Source organism: Actinoplanes aureus (genome assembly GCF_015704865.1).
Lineage (GTDB): Bacteria > Actinomycetota > Actinomycetes > Mycobacteriales > Micromonosporaceae > Actinoplanes > Actinoplanes aureus.
In genome coordinates, this window is record NZ_JADQTO010000016.1 from 29695 (window position 1) to 47362 (window position 17668).

At 70.1% G+C, this 17668-nt stretch carries 21 protein-coding genes and 1 riboswitch; of the genes, 6 read left to right on the top strand and 15 right to left on the bottom strand.

The window, feature by feature from the left end:
• Window positions 1-78 precede the first annotated feature (78 nt).
• From I4J89_RS29630 to I4J89_RS29640, 3 genes are read right to left on the bottom strand one after another with little or no spacing between them, the layout of a single operon-like run.
• The gene (locus I4J89_RS29630) at window positions 79-882 is read right to left on the bottom strand and encodes an energy-coupling factor transporter transmembrane component T family protein (protein WP_196417405.1); all 804 of its coding nucleotides are present in this window, start codon (window positions 880-882) and stop codon (window positions 79-81) included.
• A complete protein-coding gene (locus tag I4J89_RS29635; protein WP_196417406.1) occupies window positions 879-2363 on the bottom strand; it encodes an ABC transporter ATP-binding protein in 1485 nt (494 codons plus the stop codon). The genes I4J89_RS29630 and I4J89_RS29635 overlap by 4 nt, the downstream gene beginning before the upstream one ends.
• A 3-nt stretch (window positions 2364-2366) precedes the next feature.
• Window positions 2367-2957, bottom strand: coding sequence for an ECF transporter S component (locus I4J89_RS29640; RefSeq protein WP_196417407.1), 591 nt, complete (start codon window positions 2955-2957; stop codon window positions 2367-2369).
• 72 nt (window positions 2958-3029) lie between these two features.
• Window positions 3030-3134, bottom strand: a riboswitch (TPP riboswitch).
• 74 nt (window positions 3135-3208) lie between these two features.
• Here I4J89_RS29640 and I4J89_RS29645 point away from each other — a divergent pair.
• Window positions 3209-4021, top strand: a complete 813-nt coding sequence (locus I4J89_RS29645) for an alpha/beta fold hydrolase (protein WP_196417408.1) — start codon at window positions 3209-3211, stop codon at window positions 4019-4021.
• Window positions 4022-4052: 31 nt separating this feature from the next.
• Window positions 4053-4589, top strand: coding sequence for a DUF6328 family protein (locus tag I4J89_RS29650; protein WP_196417409.1), 537 nt, complete (start codon window positions 4053-4055; stop codon window positions 4587-4589).
• Here I4J89_RS29650 and I4J89_RS29655 read toward each other — a convergent pair.
• From I4J89_RS29655 to I4J89_RS29685, 7 genes are read right to left on the bottom strand one after another with little or no spacing between them, the layout of a single operon-like run.
• A complete protein-coding gene (locus I4J89_RS29655) occupies window positions 4569-5177 on the bottom strand; it encodes a hypothetical protein (RefSeq protein WP_196417410.1) in 609 nt (202 codons plus the stop codon). The genes I4J89_RS29650 and I4J89_RS29655 overlap by 21 nt on opposite strands.
• 16 nt (window positions 5178-5193) lie before the next feature.
• Window positions 5194-5613, bottom strand: coding sequence for a Fur family transcriptional regulator (locus I4J89_RS29660; RefSeq protein ID WP_309238532.1), 420 nt, complete (start codon window positions 5611-5613; stop codon window positions 5194-5196).
• A complete protein-coding gene (locus I4J89_RS29665) occupies window positions 5610-5921 on the bottom strand; it encodes an ArsR/SmtB family transcription factor (RefSeq protein WP_196417411.1) in 312 nt (103 codons plus the stop codon). Before I4J89_RS29665 ends, I4J89_RS29660 begins: the two co-directional genes overlap by 4 nt.
• Entirely contained in the window at window positions 5914-6783 is an 870-nt protein-coding gene (locus I4J89_RS29670) for a metal ABC transporter permease (RefSeq protein WP_196417412.1), read from the bottom strand. The genes I4J89_RS29665 and I4J89_RS29670 overlap by 8 nt, the downstream gene beginning before the upstream one ends.
• Window positions 6783-7565: a metal ABC transporter ATP-binding protein gene (locus I4J89_RS29675; RefSeq protein ID WP_373688173.1), complete on the bottom strand. Its 783-nt coding sequence runs from the start codon at window positions 7563-7565 to the stop codon at window positions 6783-6785. The genes I4J89_RS29670 and I4J89_RS29675 overlap by 1 nt, the downstream gene beginning before the upstream one ends.
• 2 nt (window positions 7566-7567) lie before the next feature.
• Complete coding sequence (locus tag I4J89_RS29680) at window positions 7568-8494, bottom strand: metal ABC transporter substrate-binding protein (RefSeq protein ID WP_196417414.1); 927 nt, start codon at window positions 8492-8494, stop codon at window positions 7568-7570.
• Window positions 8495-8546: 52 nt separating this feature from the next.
• On the bottom strand, window positions 8547-8816 hold the full coding sequence (locus I4J89_RS29685) for a DUF6703 family protein (RefSeq protein ID WP_309238526.1): 270 nt from the start codon (window positions 8814-8816) through the stop codon (window positions 8547-8549).
• A gap of 34 nt (window positions 8817-8850) precedes the next feature.
• Between I4J89_RS29685 and I4J89_RS29690 the strand changes: the two genes are divergently transcribed.
• From I4J89_RS29690 to I4J89_RS29700, 3 genes are all read left to right on the top strand, one after another.
• A complete protein-coding gene (locus tag I4J89_RS29690) occupies window positions 8851-9192 on the top strand; it encodes an antibiotic biosynthesis monooxygenase family protein (protein ID WP_196417415.1) in 342 nt (113 codons plus the stop codon).
• A 16-nt stretch (window positions 9193-9208) separates the two neighbouring features.
• Entirely contained in the window at window positions 9209-9727 is a 519-nt protein-coding gene (locus I4J89_RS29695) for a hypothetical protein (RefSeq protein WP_196417416.1), read from the top strand.
• 69 nt (window positions 9728-9796) lie between these two features.
• A complete protein-coding gene (locus tag I4J89_RS29700) occupies window positions 9797-11182 on the top strand; it encodes a glycine--tRNA ligase (protein ID WP_196417417.1) in 1386 nt (461 codons plus the stop codon).
• A 5-nt stretch (window positions 11183-11187) separates the two neighbouring features.
• Here the strand turns inward: I4J89_RS29700 and I4J89_RS29705 are convergent, their stop codons facing one another.
• The gene (locus tag I4J89_RS29705) at window positions 11188-11781 is read right to left on the bottom strand and encodes a DUF5317 family protein (RefSeq protein ID WP_196417418.1); all 594 of its coding nucleotides are present in this window, start codon (window positions 11779-11781) and stop codon (window positions 11188-11190) included.
• A gap of 217 nt (window positions 11782-11998) precedes the next feature.
• Window positions 11999-12481 (bottom strand): XdhC family protein, encoded by a 483-nt coding sequence (locus I4J89_RS29710; protein ID WP_196417419.1) that lies wholly within the window; start codon window positions 12479-12481, stop codon window positions 11999-12001.
• A gap of 84 nt (window positions 12482-12565) precedes the next feature.
• Between I4J89_RS29710 and dusB the strand changes: the two genes are divergently transcribed.
• Entirely contained in the window at window positions 12566-13684 is a 1119-nt protein-coding gene (gene dusB, locus I4J89_RS29715) for a tRNA dihydrouridine synthase DusB (RefSeq protein WP_196417570.1), read from the top strand.
• Between the two features lie 87 nt (window positions 13685-13771).
• On the opposite strand, the gene I4J89_RS29720 is transcribed toward dusB, so the two are convergent.
• The 3 genes from I4J89_RS29720 to I4J89_RS29730 form a co-directional block, all read right to left on the bottom strand.
• Complete coding sequence (locus tag I4J89_RS29720; protein WP_196417420.1) at window positions 13772-15259, bottom strand: family 43 glycosylhydrolase; 1488 nt, start codon at window positions 15257-15259, stop codon at window positions 13772-13774.
• An 11-nt stretch (window positions 15260-15270) separates the two neighbouring features.
• Window positions 15271-16254 carry an arabinan endo-1,5-alpha-L-arabinosidase gene (locus tag I4J89_RS29725; RefSeq protein WP_230859818.1) on the bottom strand — a complete coding sequence of 328 codons (984 nt, stop codon included), beginning with the start codon at window positions 16252-16254 and terminating at the stop codon, window positions 15271-15273.
• Window positions 16255-16393: 139 nt separating this feature from the next.
• Window positions 16394-17608 (bottom strand): MFS transporter, encoded by a 1215-nt coding sequence (locus tag I4J89_RS29730; protein ID WP_196417421.1) that lies wholly within the window; start codon window positions 17606-17608, stop codon window positions 16394-16396.
• Window positions 17609-17668 lie beyond the last annotated feature (60 nt).

Consider the following 17668-nt stretch of genomic DNA (forward strand, 5'->3'; position numbering starts at 1 on the left):
GATCGCTCGGGTGTCGGCGTCACCCTCGTCCGAACAGGACAACACCCGCTGTCGATCTCGTAACCGCCCGGCGAACGGTCAGCCGACAATCGGCCGGAAAACGCCAAGCGCCACGGTGACCGCCAGGATCGCGGCGGACGCCACGCCGGCGCAGGCCAGCAGGGCGGTGTCGGCGCCGGTGAAGTGCTGCCGGCGGGCGTACGTCCGGGGCACGCCGGAGTCGAAGCCGCGCGCGTCCATCGCCACCGAGAGCCGGACCCCGCGCCGCAACGCCCCGACCAGCAACGCGAACGCCGTCGAGGCGAACAGCCGCACTTTCGCGACGGGGTTGCGGCCGGCGTCCACGCCCCGGGCCCGCCGGGCCAGGGTGAGCGCGTGCCACTCCTGGGCCAGCAGCGGCAGCAGCCGGAACGCGGCAAGCGCGCCGAGCGCGAAGCGGGCCGGCGCCTTCGCGTTCTGCACCAGCGCGTCGGCCAGGTCGGTGGGATCGGTGGTGGCGAACACGATGATGCCCGGCAGCGCCACCGCGAAGATCCGCAGGATCAGCCCGGTGGCGGTGGCGAGCACTCCGGTGGTGACCTCGAACGGCCCGGCGGAGAACAGCAGCTCGCCGCTCCGGTCGGCGGCGAACAGCACCATCGTGACCAGCACACCGACCGCGGCGAGCAGCAGCGGTGCCGCCCGGCGGGCCAGCACCCGGTAGCGGACGCCGAAGAACGGGAGCAGTACCAGCTCCACGAGCAGGGCGATCGCCGGCGTCAGGGGATCGACCGTGGAGACCAGCGGCAGCGAGAAGAGCAGCGCGGCGCCCAGCTTGGCGACCGGATTGCGGCGGGCGAGCGGCGCCGACGGGTCGGCCACCGGTTCGAAGACGAGCGTCACGGAAGCAACCTCCGCGGCAGCGGCGCCGGCTCCGCGGCGCCGAGCGGAACGACGCGGTCGGCGAGCGTACGCACGAACGCGTCATCGTGCGTGACCGCGACGATCCCGTGCCCCTCCGCACGCAGGCCGGCCAGCAGATCGACCAGCTCCCGCCAGGTGCGGCGGTCCTGTCCGAAGGTCGGTTCGTCGAGGACCAGCAGCCGCGGCGCGGTGGCCAGCGCGGTGGCGACGCTCAGCCGCCGGGCCTCACCGCCGGAAAGCGTGTACGGGTTGGCCGCCGCCAGTTTCGTCAGCCGGAGCCGGTCCAGCAGATCGTCCACGATCCGCCGCACCTCGTCCGGGGATCTGCCGACCCGGCGCGGTCCGAGTGCCAGCTCGTCGGCGACCCGGCTGGTGACGAACTGGTGCTCCGGGTTCTGAAAGACCGATCCGATCCGCTGGGTCAGCGTCGCGGCCCGCCACCGGTGCGGGGGCTGCCTGTCCCCGAACGCCTCGATCCGGCCCGAAGCGGGCGCCAGCAGGCCGCCCAGCAGCAGCGCCAGGGTGGACTTGCCGGCGCCGTTGGGTCCGGTGACGGCCACCACCTCACCCGCTCCGGCGGCGATCGAGACGGGGGCGAGCCGACCGGGCACGGTGACGTGCTCCGCGCGTACCAGATCGGGGTCTGCTTTTGTGGTGGCCTTGACCGGCGGGGTGCTGAACCCGGGCACCCAGACGCCTTCGTCCGCCAGCTTGTCGCCGTAGGCGGCGAAGATCATTTCAGGCGCGCCGTCGGCGCGCACGCCGCCGCCCGGTTCCAGGACCACCACGCGGTCGACCAGCGTGAGTGCCTCGGCCACCCGGTGTTCCACGATGATCAGCGTGGTTTCCGGGCCGGTGGCCCGGGCCACCGCTTCGCGGATCAGTTCGGCGCCGGACGGGTCCAGGTTGGCGGTCGGCTCGTCGAGCAGCAGGAGACCGGGGCGCAGGGCGAGGACCCCGGCGAGGGCGAGGCGCTGCGCCTCGCCGCCGGAGAGCGCCGAGGTGGAGCGAGTGATCGGGTACGGGAAGCCGACGCGATCGAGCGCGTCGCTGACCCGCGGCCAGATCTCCCCGGCCGGCACTCCCCGGTTCTCACACCCGAACGCCACGTCATCGCCGCTGCGGGCCATCACCAGCTGGGTCTGCGGATCCTGGAAGACGATGCCGACCTGGAACTGTGCTGCCGCTGACGCCTGGTCCTCCGGACGGCGAGGGAAACCCGACGACCGGAAAGCCTTGAGCGGACTGATCCCGTCGATCTCGATGGTTCCCTCGGACTCGCCGGAGTCCTCCGGCAGCAGGCCGGCCAGCGCGGCGAGCAGGGTGCTCTTGCCGGCCCCGGAGGGACCGAGCAGCAGCACCCGCTCGCCGTGCCGGATGTGCAGGTCGAGCTCGCGCACCGCCCAGGCGCGGCGCCCGGCGTGCCGCCACCCGAAGCCGCGGAGCTGAACCTCACTCATGAATCAGATCAGTGCCCGGTCCCGGCCCGCTCCGAACCGATCGAGCACCCCGGTCGGCGCCAGCGCCCGGACCAGCGCCCAGCTGCCCAGGCCGGCGAGCACGGCACCGCTGACCACGGTCAGCAGCGCGTAGGGGATCCGGTACGACCAGAGCGCGGTCTCCGAGTTCCACGCGAAGAAGTCGAAGATCGCCGCGCTCAGGCCGGTCAGCGCGCCGGCGAGCAGCGCGGCCGGCAGCCGGAACGAGCGGTAGCGCAGGGCCGCGAAGGCCAGCTCGGCGCCGAGACCCTGGAGCAGGCCCTGCGGGATGACGGTCGCGCCCCAGGCGTTGCCGAGCAGGGCGGAGATGATCGCCGCGACCAGCTCGGTGTAGATCGAGGCGCCCGGCTTGCGGATGATCAGGCCGCCCAGGACCGCCGGCATCAGCCAGACGCCGTAGAGCAGCGTCTGCGCGGGCGGGAAAAAGGCGAAGGCGCTCTCGGTGACGCTCCAGACCGTGTTCCAGGCCCAGAAGATCACGCCGAACGCGACGGCGATGACCGAGGCGATCACGACGTCTATCGTGCGCCAACGGTTCGAGTCGGTATTTTTCATTAAACGCCTCCCAGCGGGTACCGGGAGGAGACGCACGCCGCGACCCCGGGCGGCGGTGCCCGGAGACGGCGCGGCTGGGAAAGACCGAACTTCCTGCGCTGGCATTACCCAGATCAGGTGCGAGGGTCTGCGGGCTGGCCCGCACTCTCAGCGCTGTGCGCTCCCCTGTCGGAACGAGAACAAGTCTCGTTGGATGTGCTTCGATGACGCTAACACCCAGGTAGCGGCGTGGCACAGGGAGGGAAGGTCACATGGAGATCAAGGCCCGTGGGCTGACGTTCGACGTGTACGAGGGCGGACCCGAGGACGGCGATCCGGTACTGCTGCTGCACGGCTTCCCACAGGACCACCGCGAATTCGACCTGCTGGTTCCCCGGCTCCAGGCGGCCGGCCTGCGCACGTACGCCATGGACCAGCGTGGCTACTCACCCGGCGCCCGGCCGGCCGAGGTGTCCGCGTACCGGATCAGCGAGATGGTCGCCGACGCCCTCGCCGTGCTGGACGCCGTCGGCGCCGACCGGGCGCACGTGGTCGGCCACGACTGGGGCGCGAACATCGGCTGGCTGCTCGCCGCCCGGCACCCGGACCGGGTGCGGACGCTCACCGCGATCTCGGTGCCGCACCCGCGCGCGCTGATGCTGGCCCTGCGTGTCCGCCCGTCGCAGAAGGCCCGGTTCGCCTACACCCAGGTGTTCCGGTCGCCGATCGCCGAGCGGCTGCTGCTGGCCCGCAACGGCACGATGCTGCGCTGGATGCTGCGCCCGCTGCACCACGCCGAGCAGTACGTCGAGGCGATGCACGAGCCGGGGCGGCTCACCGGCGGGCTGAACTGGTACCGCGCCATCTCCGCCGATCAGCTGGCCACGACCGGTGTGGTGAAGGTGCCGACCACCTATGTGTGGAGTGATCGGGACGGTGTGGTCGGGCTGACCGCCGCGTTGCGTACCGCGGACTGGGTGGAAGGTGACTATCAGCTGGTGGCGATGAAAGGCGTCAGTCACTGGGTGCCGGAACAGGCGCCACGTGAACTGGCTGACGCGGTGCTGGCACGCATCGGCGTTTGACCATAAGCGCGTGGGGGAACGCTGCCGCGGTATGGCAGTCGAAACACCTTCCTCCCGCAAAAATCAATCCCGTGAGACCGAGAAGGAGCGCTGGGATCGCAACTTCGCAGACCTGTTGCAGGAACTGCGGGTCGCGCAGACCGGTGTGCAGATCCTCTTCGCCTTCCTGCTGACCCTGCCGTTCAGCAGCGGTTTCCCGCAGGCCACGAACTTCCAGAAGGACACCTACATCGTGGCGCTGATCAGCGCGGCGTTCGCCACCGCGATGATCATCTCGCCGGTCGCCTTCCACCGGGCGCTGTTCCGGCAGGGCCGCAAGCCCGAGCTGGTCCGGTACGCCCACAAGATGGCCTCCGGCGGCCTCGCCTTCATGTTGATCTCGATGGTCAGCAGCGTCCTGCTGATCACCGACTACGTGCTGAACTGGAAGTGGGCCATCCCGCTGACCGTGATCACCGCCGGGTGGTTCCTCACCTACTGGGCCCTGCTGCCGTTCGCACACCGCGAATGGGGCGAGGAAGAGGAAGGCGACGAGTACGACGAGGGCTCACCGGCGACTTCCTCGTAGGCCGAGCTGGCGGAGCTCCAGTGCGGCGAGCGCGTCCACCGCTTCGGCGTCGCCGGCCCGCCAGCTCTGCGCGATGTCCGGGCCCAGCTTGGCCAGCTCGTTCAGCGGGCGGCCGGCCAGGGCCCGGAGCGCCAGCAGGTCCCGGCCGGCCGGGTCGTCGCGGACCGCGGCGGCCACCCCGGCCCGGCGGATCCAGCGCAGCCGCAGCGGCAGCCAGAGGAAGAGCACCAGCGCCAGCGGTACCGCGATCGCGACCAGCGGCAGGACCAGGGCCAGCTGGTCGACGAACTCCTGCTGCTGCCGGCCGGCGTCGGCGATCGCCCGGGCGGCGTCCGCGGCCTTCGTGAACGGTTCGGTGAGGTCGTCGCCGACCACCGGCACGTCACCGACCTTGTTGCCGGCGTCGGCCAGATTGTCGGCGATGCCGCTACCGGCCCCCTCCAGCTTCTGGCCCGGTACGGCCAGCTTCTCGACCATGTCGTGGATCCAGAACGCGACCCGGATCCACAGGTAGACCCAGAGGACGACGAGGATGTCGGTGATCAGCTGACGGAGGGCGACGGGGACGCGGTCGGCGTAGAACTTCACCCCGGAAGGTTCCCACTCAGCTCTTGGCGGCGCATTCCGGGCAGGTACCGAAGATCTCCATCGTGTGCGAGACGTCGACGAAGCCGTGCTGACCGGCCACCTTGTCGGCCCAGGACTCCACCGCCGGGCCGGCCACCTCGACGGTCCGCCCGCAGGACCGGCACACCAGGTGATGGTGATGCCCCTGGCTACACCGCCGGTACAGGTGCTCCCCGCCGGGCGGCCGCATCACGTCGATCTCACCGGCGTCGGCGAGTCCCTGCAACGTCCGGTACACCGTGGTCAGGCCCACCCGCTCACCCCGGTCGCGGAGCATCGCGTGCAGGTCCTGTGCGCTGTGGAAACCCTCGGTCTCGGCGAGGACGGCGCTGACCGCGCTGCGCTGCTTGGTGTTGCGGGGTGCTCCGGTCTCAGAAGGCACTGTGGGGTTCACTATCGGCTCTCCCTGGCGTGGCTCACGGCGTCGGTGACGATGTGGGCGACGTGTTCGTCCACCAGGGAGTATGCGATCTCCCGACCGCGCCGCACACCCCGCACCACGCCGGCGCCACGCAGAACCCGCAGGTGCTGGGAGACCAGCGGCTGCGGGGCGCCCAGTTTCGCTACCAAATCATGCACGCATCGTTCGCCCTCGCCCAGTTCCACCACGATCGCTACGCGGATCGGCGCGGAGAGCGCGCGCAGCAGTGCCCCCGCCGACTCGTACGACTCGTAGCCGGCGGCGGTCGTGTGCGGGTCAGCCATGGAGCACCACGTCCGGGGGTTCGGTGGTCACCGGCGGGCGGTTGTGCCGGCGACGCAGGTTACGCCGGATCATCCCACCGATCGTGGCGCCGAGGAACGCGACAAGTGCCATCAGGACCGTGGTGGCGCCCGGTGCGGTGTCCGCCTCGGCCGAGACCACGACGCCGAGGCCGGCGGAGGCCAGGCCGATCAGCATGGCCGCCGCCATGGTGGTGCGGAAGCCCCGGGTGACCTGCTGGGCGGCGGCGACCGGGACCACCATCAGCGCGGAGACCAGCAGCAGGCCGACGGTGCGCATCGCGATGGTGACGGTCACCGCGGTGGTCACCGCGAGCAGGATGTTGAGGGTACGCACGGGAAGCCCGCTGACCCGGGCGTACTCCTCGTCGTTGCAGAGTGCGAAGAGCGCCGGCCGCAGCAGCAGCATGGCCGCCAGCACCGCCGCGGCCAGTCCGCCGATCACCACGATGTCCTGCGGCGACGTGGTGATCAGCGAGCCGAACAGGTACTGCATCAGGTTCGAGTTGCCCTTGTCGTCGGAGAGCCCGACCAGCACCACCCCGCCGGCGATCCCGCCGTAGAAAAGCAGCGCCAGGGCCAGGTCGCCGGAGGTGCGCCCGCGTTCGCGGATCAGCTCGACGCCGACCGCGCCGATCGTGGCGACCACCACCGCGGTGAGCACCGGCGAGTTGTTGGTGAGCAGGCCCACCCCGACGCCGGTGAGCGCGACGTGCCCGATCCCGTCGCCGATCAGCGAAAGGCGCCGCTGCACCAGGTAGATGCCGAGCGCCGGCGCGGCGAGACCGATGATCAAGGCGCCGGCCAAGGCACGCAGCATGAAGGGGTACGCGAACAGCTCCATTAGTAGGACTTGGCCCCCTCGGTCGGCGCCCACTCGCAGATGCCGGCCTTCACCTCGTCGGCGTGCGGGTGCACGTGGTCGTGGTCCGGCTCGGCGTGATGGCCGGCCGGCTCGGGCGGTGGCCCCTCGTGCGCGATCCGCCCGTCGTGCACCACCACGGTGCGGCCGATCAGCGGGCGCAGCGGCCCCAGCTCGTGCAGGACCAGCACGATGGTGCCACCGTTGCCGGCGAACCGGGTCAGCGCCGCGGCGAAGGCCTCCTGGCTGGCCGCGTCCACGCCGGCGTTCGGCTCGTCCAGCACCAGCAGGTCGGGCTTGCCGGCCAGCGCCCGGGCGATCAGGGTGCGCTGCTGCTGGCCGCCGGAGAGGGTGGCCACCGGGTCGTTGATCCGGTCGAGCAGGCCGACGTCGGTCAGCGCTTCCCGGACCGCGGTCCGGTCCGCCGCGCCGGGCAGCCGGAAGATGCCGCGCCGGGCCAGCCGCCCGGACGCCACCACCTCGCCGACCGTGGCCGGTACGCCACTGCCGGCGCCGAGTCGCTGCGGCACGTACCCGATCCGGGCCCACTGCCGGAACCGGGGCTGCGGGGTGCCGAACAGCTCGATCTCGCCGCGGCTCAGCGGCACCAGGCCGAGGATGGTCCGGATCAGGGTGGACTTGCCGGAGCCGTTGGCGCCGAGCACCGCCACCACGTCGCCGGGGGACACGCTCAGCGAGACGTCGCGCAGGATCTCCCGGCCGTCGTAGCCGGCCGCCAGGTGCCGGACCTCAACCACACTCATGCTCATGACGTACACCCCAACGCCTTGGTGAGCGCGGCCAGGTTGGCGCGCATCACCGAGAAATAATCCGCGTTCGTGTCGGTGAGGCCCTCGATCGGGTCCAGCACCGCGGTCTGTGCGCCCACCTCGCGGGCGATGGTCTCGGCGACGGCCGGACTGACGAGCGTCTCGAAGAAGATCGTGGTGGTGCCGTGCTCCTTGGCCTCGGCGGCCACCGCGGCCAGCCGCTGCGGCGACGGCTCGGCCTCCGGGTCGATGCCGGTGATGCCGATCTGGGTGAGGTCGTAGCGGTCGGCGAGGTAGTGGAACGCCGTGTGGCTGGTCACCAGCTCGCGCCGCTCGCAGGTCTTCAGCCCCGCCTGGTACTCCTCGTCCAGCTTGGTCAGCTCGGTGTGCAGGGTGGCCGCACGGGCGGTGTAGTCGGCGGCGTGGTCCGGGTCGGCCTGGCCGAGCCGCTCGGCGAGCTTGTCCGCGATCGTGGCGAGCCGGGTCGGGTCCAGCCAGACGTGCGGGTCGGTGCCGCCGCTGCTCTCCTCGGCGTGTTCCTCCTCGCCCTCACCCTCGTGCCCGTGGGCGTCGGCCGCCTGCGCGGTCAGCAGCTGAACCGCGGTGCCGGCGTCGAAGGTGTGGTCACCGCCGTTCTGCTTCACGGCGTCGTCCACCGCGGGCTGAAAGCCGCTCAGGTAGACGACCAGGCCGGCCTCGGTGATCTCCCCGACCTGGCGTGCGTTCAGCTCCACGTCGTGCGGCTCGGCACCGGGCTTGGTCAGGTTGGTGACGGTCACCACGTCCCCGCCGACCCGCTCGCTGACGAACTGGAGCGGGTAGAAGGCGGTGACGACGGCGAGCTTGCCGTCGGCGCTCGACGTCCCGCCACAGCCGCTGAGGGCCACCAGAAGGAGCAGGGCGGGAAGCAGGCGACGCATCATGACAGCAACTGTCGTCGATAATGACAATGATTGTCAAAAGCGCATGGATCCTTCACAGCGCCTTCGACACCGCCGCGACGAGCAGGAGGGTGAGCAGGACCACCCGGACCACCCGGGTCGGTGGCGACTGCACCGGCCAGGTGGTGAAGGTGAGCGCGCCCAGTCCGGCGGCGAGCATGCCGAGGAGCAGCGCCCCGATGATGCCCGGCAGGAAGAGCCCGGCCAGCAGCAGGACGAGCGCACCGACGAACGCCGCCGTCGGGCTCACCCGGGACAGGCGGCGCAATCCGCGCTCGCTGAAACCACGGTCGGACGGTGTCACTGGCGGCTCCCTGTCGCGTGCGTACTCTCGTCACATGCTCGTGCTCAACCGCTTCCACGTCCCACCGGACACGCAGGACGGATTCCTCGAGCGGGCGCATGCCGCGCTCGCCGCCCTGGCGCGCTGTCCGGGCTACCGGTCCGGCCGGCTCGCCCGGGCCCTGGAGGACCCGTCCGCCTGGACCCTGGCCACCGAGTGGGAGTCGGTCGGAGCCTACCGGCGTGCCCTCGGCGGGTTCGACGTGAAGGTGCACGCCACTCCGCTGCTCGCGGAATGCCTCGACGAGCCGTCCGCGTTCGAGACGCTCGCCGCCGCCGCGCCGGGCGAGCCGGTGGTGATCACCGCCAGCGACCGGGCGGCCGAGCCCTGGCGCTGAGCACTAGGCTTTGAACATGAGCTCGGCGCCCTACGCACCGCCGCCCTTCGACGGGTCCGTCCCGCCACCGCCACCCGGTCCGGGCGTGCACCCACCCTTTCCGGCTCCCCCGGTCGAGGGAAAGGGCCGGCGGATCGGCCTGGGCTTCGGCATCGGCGGCGGTGTGCTGCTGCTGGTCTGCGGTGGCGGCGCGGCCGCGCTGTTCGGCGTGTTCTCGGCGGCCGACGACGCCCTGAACGAGCAGGCCACCGTGGTCGTGAGCCGGTATGTGGACGCGGTGCAGAAGCGGGACTTCGACAAGGCGTACCGGCAGTTGTGCCAGGACACCAAGGACGACGTGAGCCAGTCCGAGTACACGGCCGAGTTGTCCGCCAGCGAGCCGATCCAGTCGTACCAGATCGGCGATTTCAACGCGCTCACCTGGAACGTCCCGGTCCGGGTGACGTACACCGACGGCGATGTCGGTGACCTGCGGGCACGGATCCAGCAGAACACCTCGACGGGCGCTTTCGAGGTGTGCGAACTCGGGGAGTAACCTCACTTTTCGTCCCTGTCACTCACGATTTCCCCGCCGACACCCAGCCGGCGTAGGAGGAAACCGCACATGCCTGCCGACCGTATCGACAGCGTCGTCAGCCTGGCCAAGCGCCGGGGCTTCGTCTTCCCCTCCAGCGAGATCTACGGAGGGACCCGTTCGGCCTGGGACTACGGTCCGCTCGGCGTGGAGCTGAAGGAGAACGTGCGCCGGCAGTGGTGGCGCACCATGGTCCAGCAGCGCGACGACATCGTCGGCCTGGACTCCGCCGTCATCCTGGCCCGCGACGTCTGGGCCGCCTCCGGTCACCTCGACGCCTTCGTCGACCCGCTGACCGAGTGCCAGTCCTGCCACAAGCGCTTCCGGGCCGACCACCTGGAGGAGGCGTTCGAGGCCAAGCACGGCAAGCTGCCCGCCTCGCTCCAGGAGCTGAACTGCCCGAACTGCGGCAACAAGGGCACCTTCACCGAGCCGAAGATGTTCAACGGCCTGATGAAGACCTACCTCGGGCCGACCGAGAGCCAGGAGGGCCTGCACTATCTGCGGCCCGAAACGGCTCAGGGCATCTTCGTCAACTACAACAACGTGGCGACCGCGGCCCGCAAGAAGCCGCCGTTCGGCATCGCGCAGGTCGGCAAGAGCTTCCGCAACGAGATCACCCCGGGCAACTTCATTTTCCGTACGCGTGAGTTCGAGCAGATGGAGATGGAATTCTTCGTCGCGCCCGGCAGCGACGAGGAATGGCACGAGTACTGGCTCCAGCAGCGCTGGGACTGGTACCGCGATCTGGGTCTGTCGGAGAGCAACCTGCGCTTCTTCGAGCACCCCAAGGAGAAGCTCTCGCACTACTCGAAGCGGACCGTCGACATCGAGTACCGCTTCCAGTTCGGCGGCACCGAGTTCGCCGAGCTCGAGGGCATCGCGAACCGCACCGACTTCGATCTGTCGACGCACTCCAAGCACTCCGGTGTCGATCTCTCCTACTTCGACCAGGAGAAGCAGGAGCGCTGGGTGCCGTACGTCATCGAGCCGGCGGCCGGCCTCACCCGCGCGGTGCTGGCCTTCCTGCTGGAGGCGTACGACGAGGACGAGGCGCCGAACACCAAGGGCGGGGTCGACAAGCGTACGGTCATGCGGTTCGACCCGCGGCTCGCGCCGGTCAAGGTCGCCGTGCTGCCCCTGTCGCGCAACCCCGAGCTGTCGCCGAAGGCCCGTGAGCTGGCCGCGAACCTGCGTAAGCGCTGGATCGTCGAGTTCGACGACTCGCAGGCGATCGGGCGCCGCTACCGGCGGCAGGACGAGATCGGTACGCCGTTCTGCGTCACGGTCGACTTCGACACCCTCACCGACAACGCGGTGACGGTCCGCGACCGCGACACCATGAAGCAGGAGCGCGTCTCCCTCGACCAGATCGAGGACTACCTGATCAAGCGCCTGCCGGGTTGTGGCGTCTGATTGCTTCACCCTTTGAGTCGATGACGAGAGCACCGGTCGTTTCCGGCACTCTCGTCATCGGCGGGTGAAATGCGTACCCCGCTGGGCCGCATGCCGGCCGCGATGATGCCGGCGGCGCCCAGCAGCAGGGCGATGTCGCCGATCGAGATGACGCCGTGGATGGCGGGGACCGGGATCACGTCGCCGAGCCAGAGCAGCCGGGTGCCGGCGTCGGCGACGAAGTGTTTGGCGGCGCCGGGATCGGCCGGCAGGGCGGCGGCTGCCTGAACCGCCTCGGCGGTGTGCGGCATGCGGCCGTTCACGGCGATGGCGGCCGCGTTGAGAGCTCCGCCGGTGAGCACCGCGCCGACCGCCAGTTGCAGAGCGCGGCCACGTCCGCGCAGGTTGGCGAGCAGGAACGCGAAGGCCAGACCGAACACCGGAATCAGCAGCGAGAATCCGGGCCGGATGTGACGCAGTTGCAGGAATTGCAGCACGGCCGCCAGCCAGAGCAGCCACGCGTGCCGCAGTGGGACGTGGATCAGGTGCCGCAGCCGCCCGCCGGCGAGGTAGCCGGCGGGCACGGCGAGCAGCAGCGGTGCCAGCATGAGGACGGCCATGCTCAGCCGCCGCTGAGATAGGGCGCACCGATCGTGTAGATGAGGGTGCCGAGGCCGGCGAGCAGAACGGCGGCGCGAGCGATTCGTTTCATGATGTATTCCCCTTTGTCGACTCTTTTATTTCCTTGATAGGGAATACAGTAGGCCGCGCGAATGCGCCGGGTAATCGACTATTGGCTATTCAATAATGAACGAATACGCGTTGCGCATTTACGTTTCAGAACTCAAATCCGCCGGGGCGCTGGTTGCGATCGGCGATCAGTCCGGCCAGCACCGCGACGGCGATCTCCGGACCGGTACGGCTGCCGATGTTCAGCCCGATCGGCCGGTGTACCCGGGCGATCTCCTCGTCCGGCACGCCCAGCTCGCGCAGCGCCGCGACGTGCGGACCCTCGTGCCGCGGGTTCCCCACGATGCCGATCCACCGGGTCGGCCGGGCGAGGACCTCCCGCAGCACGGTGCCGATCTCGTCGCGGTGGTGGTCGGTCAGCACCACGTCGGTGTGCTCGTCCAGCTCGGCGGCGGCCAGGTCACCCACGAACGTGTCCCCGTGCGGCCGCGGCGTCCCGCCCAGCCGGGTCGGGTCCGGCTCCACCAGCACGGTCTGGAACCCCAGCTCCGACCCGAACCGCAGGAGCGCCTCGGCCACCGGCGACTCGAACACGGCGACCAGCCGGCGGGGGCTCAGCGCGTCACTCATCCGCCCGACTTTGCCAGAAGGTCGCGGTCGATTCGAGGTCGTCGGGCCGGGCGTGTCACCCTGGAGCGCGTGACCGCACCACTCATGCTCGGCGACCACGCCGTCAACCCGCCCGTCGTGCTCGCTCCGATGGCGGGGATCACCAACGTGGCGTTCCGGCGGCTCTGCCGGGAGCAGGGCGGCGGTGTCTACGTCTGCGAGATGATCACGACACGGGCGCTGGTCGAGCGGATCCCCAAGACGCTCAAGATGATCGCGTTCGCCGAGGACGAGGGTTTCCGCAGCCTGCAGCTCTACGGCGTGGATCCGGACGTGACCGCGGCCGCGGTCCGGATGGTCGGCGAGGACAACCTCGCGGATCACATCGACCTGAACTTCGGATGCCCGGTGCCGAAGGTGACGCGGCGTGGTGGCGGGTCGGCTCTGCCGTGGCGCCGCCGGCTGTTCGCGCGGATCGTCGGCCAGGCGGTGGAGGCGGCGAAGCCCTACGGCATTCCGGTGACGATCAAGATGCGCAAGGGCATCGACGAGGACCATCTGACGTACGTCGAAGCGGGTCTCGCCGCCCAGGACGCCGGTGTGGCCGCGGTGGCCCTGCACGCGCGCACTGCCGAGCAGCGCTACTCCGGCAAGGCCGACTGGGATGCGATCGCCACCCTGAAGCAGGCCCTGGACGTGCCGGTGCTCGGCAACGGCGACATCTGGGAGGGTTCGGACGCGCTGCGCATGGTCCAGCACACCGGCGTCGACGGGGTGGTCGTCGGCCGCGGCTGCCTGGGCCGCCCGTGGCTCTTCGCCGACCTGGAGGCCGCTTTCACCCAGGGCGCCGGCTACCGGCCGGTGCTGCCGACCCTCGGTGAGGTTGCGAAGATCATCTCCCGGCACGCGCAGCTGCTGGTCGAGGCGCTGGAGGACGAGAAGCACGGCTGCGCCGACTTCCGCAAGCACGTCGCCTGGTACCTGAAGGGTTTCCCGGTCGGCGGCGACCTGCGCCGCAGCCTCGCGATGATCTCCTCGCTGACCGAGCTGGACGACCTGCTCGCCAAGCTGGACCCGGCGGTGCCGTTCCCGGCCGACGCGCTGGGCCAGCCGCGGGGCCGGGTGAACGCTCCCGGCAAGGTCTCGCTCCCGCACGGCTGGCTGGACAGCCGAGACGACGACACCGTCCCGGAAGGCGCCGAGACCGACGAATCCGGCGGCTGACGGCTTCTCTGCCGGATCACCTCGCGGAACCGGACCGAGGCCGCCGGGTACGCGACCCGCCGCGGCCTCGGCCTCGGATGATGCGGATCAGACGGTGATGTTCCACTGCTGGCAGGCGTTGCCCAGGGACGCCCACTGCCGGACGGCGACGCCGTCGGTGGTGCCGCAGTTGGTGACGTCCAGGACCAGGCCGTTGGCCCGGTTGGCGATCAGGTAGCCGCCGTTGATCGGGGTCAGGCTCCATTCCTGGCAGGCGTTACCCAGGCTGGCCCACAGGTTCAACGCGGCGCCGTTGGCCGCACCGCAGTTCACCGAGTCCAGCACGGTGCCGCTGTTGACGTTGCTGATCCGGTAGTAGCCGCTGCTGGTCCGGGTGAACGTCCACTGCTGGCAGGCGTTGCCCAGACCGGACCACTGCTGGATCGCGGTGCCGTTCGCCGTCCCGCAGTTCTGCGCGTCCAGGACTTTGCCGGACGCCTGGTTCACCAGCCGATACCTCGTCCCGGACACCGGGAACGACACGCTGCCACCCGGATCACCGGCCGGCGCGGTGAGCGAACTGGACAGTTTGTCCGGGGCGCCCAGATTCGGGGTGCCGTCGGAGTTCCAGTTCACCTTCTTGATCCGCGTCGTACGAGTCGCACCGCAGCCCTGGCCGGTGGTCTCGTTCGCGTGGTACGCCATCCACGTCTCCGAACCGTCCGGCGAGGTGAAGAACGAGTGGTGCCCCGGCCCGTACACGCTGTTGGCATCCGAGCGCTGGAAGATCGGGGTGCTCTTCTTCGTCCACGACGACGCGGACAGCGGGTTGGATCCGGTCAGGGTCAGCATGCCGATCTTGTAGTCCGGGGTGTTGCAGGACGACGCCGAGAAGGTCAGGAAGGTCTGCCCGTTGCGCTGCAGGATGTACGGCCCCTCCTCGGTGTTGCCGCCCTGCTTCTCCCAGTCATGGGTCGGATACGAGATCCGCGTGCCGTACGCCGACACCGTCCACGGGTTGCTCATCGGCGCGATGAACAGCGACTGCAGATCCCCTACCCACGACGAGTACAGGAAGTAGTTCTTCCCGCCGATCGTCGCCACGCTGCCGTCGATCGCCCACCCGTTGTTCGCCTGCACCTGCAACTGGCCCTTGAACGTGTACGGCCCCATCGGATCGGAACCCGACGACTCCAGCACGAACGAACGCTGCCCGTCACAACAGGCCGTGGTACCGGCGCTGTAGTACAGATACCAGCGGGTCCCGTTCGGCCCGGCCAGCTTGTGCAACGACGGCGCCCACACGTTGCAGCAGCTCGCCGCCGCGGTCCCGGTGTAGACCACCGACTCGGTCGCGCCCGGCAACGCCGCCACCGACTTCGCCTTCTTGATCACCACCTGCGAGTTCCAGGTGGTCGCGGCCAGATAGTAGAAACCGTTGTCGTACCCCATCCACGGATCCGCCCCGTACGGAGCGGACGCCACCGGATTGGTGAAAGCTACGGCTGCCTCGCTGGTGAGCGGGCGGAAGGCGACCGTGACGTAGGTCGCCGCGGCCATCAGGACCACGGCGAGTACCGCGCGGAGACGAAACATGGCGGGCCCTTTCAGTAGACGACCGGCCACGCGGCCGAGTCCCAGCGGAGCAGGTTGATGCCGAGCCGGGCGTCGCCGGCGGCGGTGTAGTAGTGGTAGACCAGCACGTCCTGGGCGCCGTCGGCGAAGACCGCCGGATGGCCGGGCCCGTGGACGGCGTCGTGCGAGGCGAGGATCTCGGTGCCGCCGCCCGCGGTCATCGCGGTGCCGGCCCGGTCGACGTACGGTCCGGTGATCGACTTGGACCGGCCGACCATCGTGCGGTACGTGCTGGACGCGCCCTTGCAGCAGAAGTCGAACGCCACGAACAGGTAGTAGTAGCCACCGCGGTAGTAGATGTGCGGTGCCTCGACCGACTTGCTGTTGACGAGCCGCTCGGCGATGTTGTGGATCGTGCTGTCGGCCCGCTTACCGGTCGACGGGTTCAGCTTGATCATCTTGATGCCGGACCAGAACGAGCCGAAGCTCAGGTACCAGTCGCCGGACGGCGTGACCGTCAGGTTCGGGTCGATCGCGTTGTATCCGCTGGTCGTGGTGCTCTCGACGACCTTGCCGTAGTCGGTCCAGGTGCCGGCCGCGCCGGTGGTGCTGCCGGCCAGGAAGATCGCCGACTTGCTGGAGCCGAACGACGAGGCCGAGTAGTACATCAGGTACTTGCCGCCGTGGTACGAGATGTCCGGCGCCCACAGGTTCGTGTCGCCGTTGGTGTACGGGTCGGCCCACGGGGTCCCGTTCGGGAACGCCTTGCCGGCGTCGGTGAACCGGGTCCGGTCCGTCGAGGTCTTCAGCCCGATGCCCGGCGCCGTGTAGGCGAGCAGGTAGCCGCCGGCTGGGCGCTTCACCATGGTGGGGTCGTGGGCGAACGTCGAACCGGTGACCACACCGGGATTCGGGTAGGTCGCGGCGTCGGCCATCTTGAAGCCGTACACGCTGGCCGCCACGGCCAGCAGACCGGTCATGCCGGCCAGGAGCGTTCGTCGGAGGCGTGCTCGCATGGGGATGATCGCCTTTCGATGGGGGATGCCCATTGGTGTCTTGCAGCGCTGAAAAGGTTGCTCGCGCGCCACCGGAAACCTGGGATCAGGCGTAGCTGTAGATGCGCCGGCCGGGCCGGGACAACAGAAATCGCTCCGGCTATCGACGGGCGGCGAGCAGCGCGGTGGCCAGAAGCGGGACGAGCGCCGCGGCGAACAGCAGGGGCAGTGACACGGGCAGGGCGAACGCGCCGTACAGGGCGACCGCGCACACCTCGGCCGCGAACCCGCTGATCGACAGGACCGTGGTGCGGGCCGGGCCGGTGATGGTCTCCTGAAGCCGGGTCTCGGCGTGCACCATGGCGAACTGGAGCAGGCCGAACGCGGCCGAGACGGCAAGCATGCCGGCCAGGTGCGGGACGAGCGAGCCCACCGCCAGCAACGCCGCCGCCAGGGCGAGAGCGCCGGCGAGCGGACGCGGCGTGGTGGGCGGCAGCCGGCCGGCCAGCGCGCTTCCGGCCGCCATCGCGAGCGCGGTCAGCGCGAACAGCAGGGGTACGCCGGAAGTCGGCGAACCCTTGTCCCGGGCGAGCAGTGGCAGGTACTCGTCGAGCGCGCTGAACCCGGGCACGGCGGCGGCGATGAGAAGCGCCCGGGCCACGCGGCCGCTGCCGGTCGCCTCCCGCACTCCGGCCCGCAGCATGGCGAGGTAACCGTCGTGGACGGCGTCCTGCTCGCCACCGGCTTCGGCCGGGTCGCCCGGTCCGGCTTGCGGTGCTTGCCCGCTCGCGGACGCGTCGTCCCACCGGGCAGTTTGGGGACGGTCGGGCTTGGGGTTGGGTGCGGCGTCACCCGTACCGAAACGGGGTTTCTCGGGGAGGCGAAGCGCGAGCAAGCCGCCCAGGGTGACCGTCGCGATGCTGGCGATGCCGACCAGGAGATAACCGCCGGCGCGGTAGGCGGGTGCGGCGAGCAGGGTGGCGGCGAGCATCGCGAGCAGCGCCACGGTGCCGGACCGGCCGATCAGCCGGGCGTAGGCGGTGGATTCGCCGAGCTCGTCGTAGACGAGTGCTTCCAGCGTGCCGGAGCCGAGCGCGCCGCCCACGCCCCAGAGGACGAAGCCCAGTGCGAACCCGGCATAGGACGGCCAGATCAGCCAGCAGGCGAAACCGGCCGCGGTGACGGCCTGGCCGAGCGCGTAGAGCCGCTTGCGTGACCAGACGTCAGCGAGCGCGCCGGCCGGGATCTCGCACGCGAAGGAGACCACCGACCAGATCGCGAACAGCGACGAGATCTCCGCGGTGGTGAGCCCGGTGTCGGCGAAGAGCAGTGCGTAGACCGGGTAGAGGAGCACGCCCTCCTCGAGGGCACGCACTACGTAAAACAGCCGGTGTCAGCGTCAAATCGGGTGCATGCCCTCAGTCTGCCGCAGCCG

What these genes read in the sequence shown, in the direction of transcription:
- I4J89_RS29680 (WP_196417414.1), bottom strand. Translation starts at nt 8,494, where the DNA reads ATGATGCGTCGCCTGCTTCCCGCCCTGCTCCTTCTGGTGGCCCTCAGC.
- I4J89_RS29690 (WP_196417415.1), top strand. Translation starts at nt 8,851, where the DNA reads ATGCTCGTGCTCAACCGCTTCCACGTCCCACCGGACACGCAGGACGGA.
- I4J89_RS29670 (WP_196417412.1), bottom strand. Translation starts at nt 6,783, where the DNA reads ATGGAGCTGTTCGCGTACCCCTTCATGCTGCGTGCCTTGGCCGGCGCC.
- I4J89_RS29665 (WP_196417411.1), bottom strand. Translation starts at nt 5,921, where the DNA reads ATGGCTGACCCGCACACGACCGCCGCCGGCTACGAGTCGTACGAGTCG.
- I4J89_RS29675 (WP_373688173.1), bottom strand. Translation starts at nt 7,565, where the DNA reads ATGAGTGTGGTTGAGGTCCGGCACCTGGCGGCCGGCTACGACGGCCGG.
- I4J89_RS29705 (WP_196417418.1), bottom strand. Translation starts at nt 11,781, where the DNA reads ATGGCCGTCCTCATGCTGGCACCGCTGCTGCTCGCCGTGCCCGCCGGC.
- I4J89_RS29645 (WP_196417408.1), top strand. Translation starts at nt 3,209, where the DNA reads ATGGAGATCAAGGCCCGTGGGCTGACGTTCGACGTGTACGAGGGCGGA.
- I4J89_RS29635 (WP_196417406.1), bottom strand. Translation starts at nt 2,363, where the DNA reads ATGAGTGAGGTTCAGCTCCGCGGCTTCGGGTGGCGGCACGCCGGGCGC.
- I4J89_RS29640 (WP_196417407.1), bottom strand. Translation starts at nt 2,957, where the DNA reads ATGAAAAATACCGACTCGAACCGTTGGCGCACGATAGACGTCGTGATC.
- I4J89_RS29700 (WP_196417417.1), top strand. Translation starts at nt 9,797, where the DNA reads ATGCCTGCCGACCGTATCGACAGCGTCGTCAGCCTGGCCAAGCGCCGG.
- I4J89_RS29725 (WP_230859818.1), bottom strand. Translation starts at nt 16,254, where the DNA reads ATGCGAGCACGCCTCCGACGAACGCTCCTGGCCGGCATGACCGGTCTG.
- I4J89_RS29650 (WP_196417409.1), top strand. Translation starts at nt 4,053, where the DNA reads ATGGCAGTCGAAACACCTTCCTCCCGCAAAAATCAATCCCGTGAGACC.
- I4J89_RS29720 (WP_196417420.1), bottom strand. Translation starts at nt 15,259, where the DNA reads ATGTTTCGTCTCCGCGCGGTACTCGCCGTGGTCCTGATGGCCGCGGCG.
- I4J89_RS29710 (WP_196417419.1), bottom strand. Translation starts at nt 12,481, where the DNA reads ATGAGTGACGCGCTGAGCCCCCGCCGGCTGGTCGCCGTGTTCGAGTCG.
- I4J89_RS29695 (WP_196417416.1), top strand. Translation starts at nt 9,209, where the DNA reads ATGAGCTCGGCGCCCTACGCACCGCCGCCCTTCGACGGGTCCGTCCCG.
- dusB (WP_196417570.1), top strand. Translation starts at nt 12,566, where the DNA reads ATGCTCGGCGACCACGCCGTCAACCCGCCCGTCGTGCTCGCTCCGATG.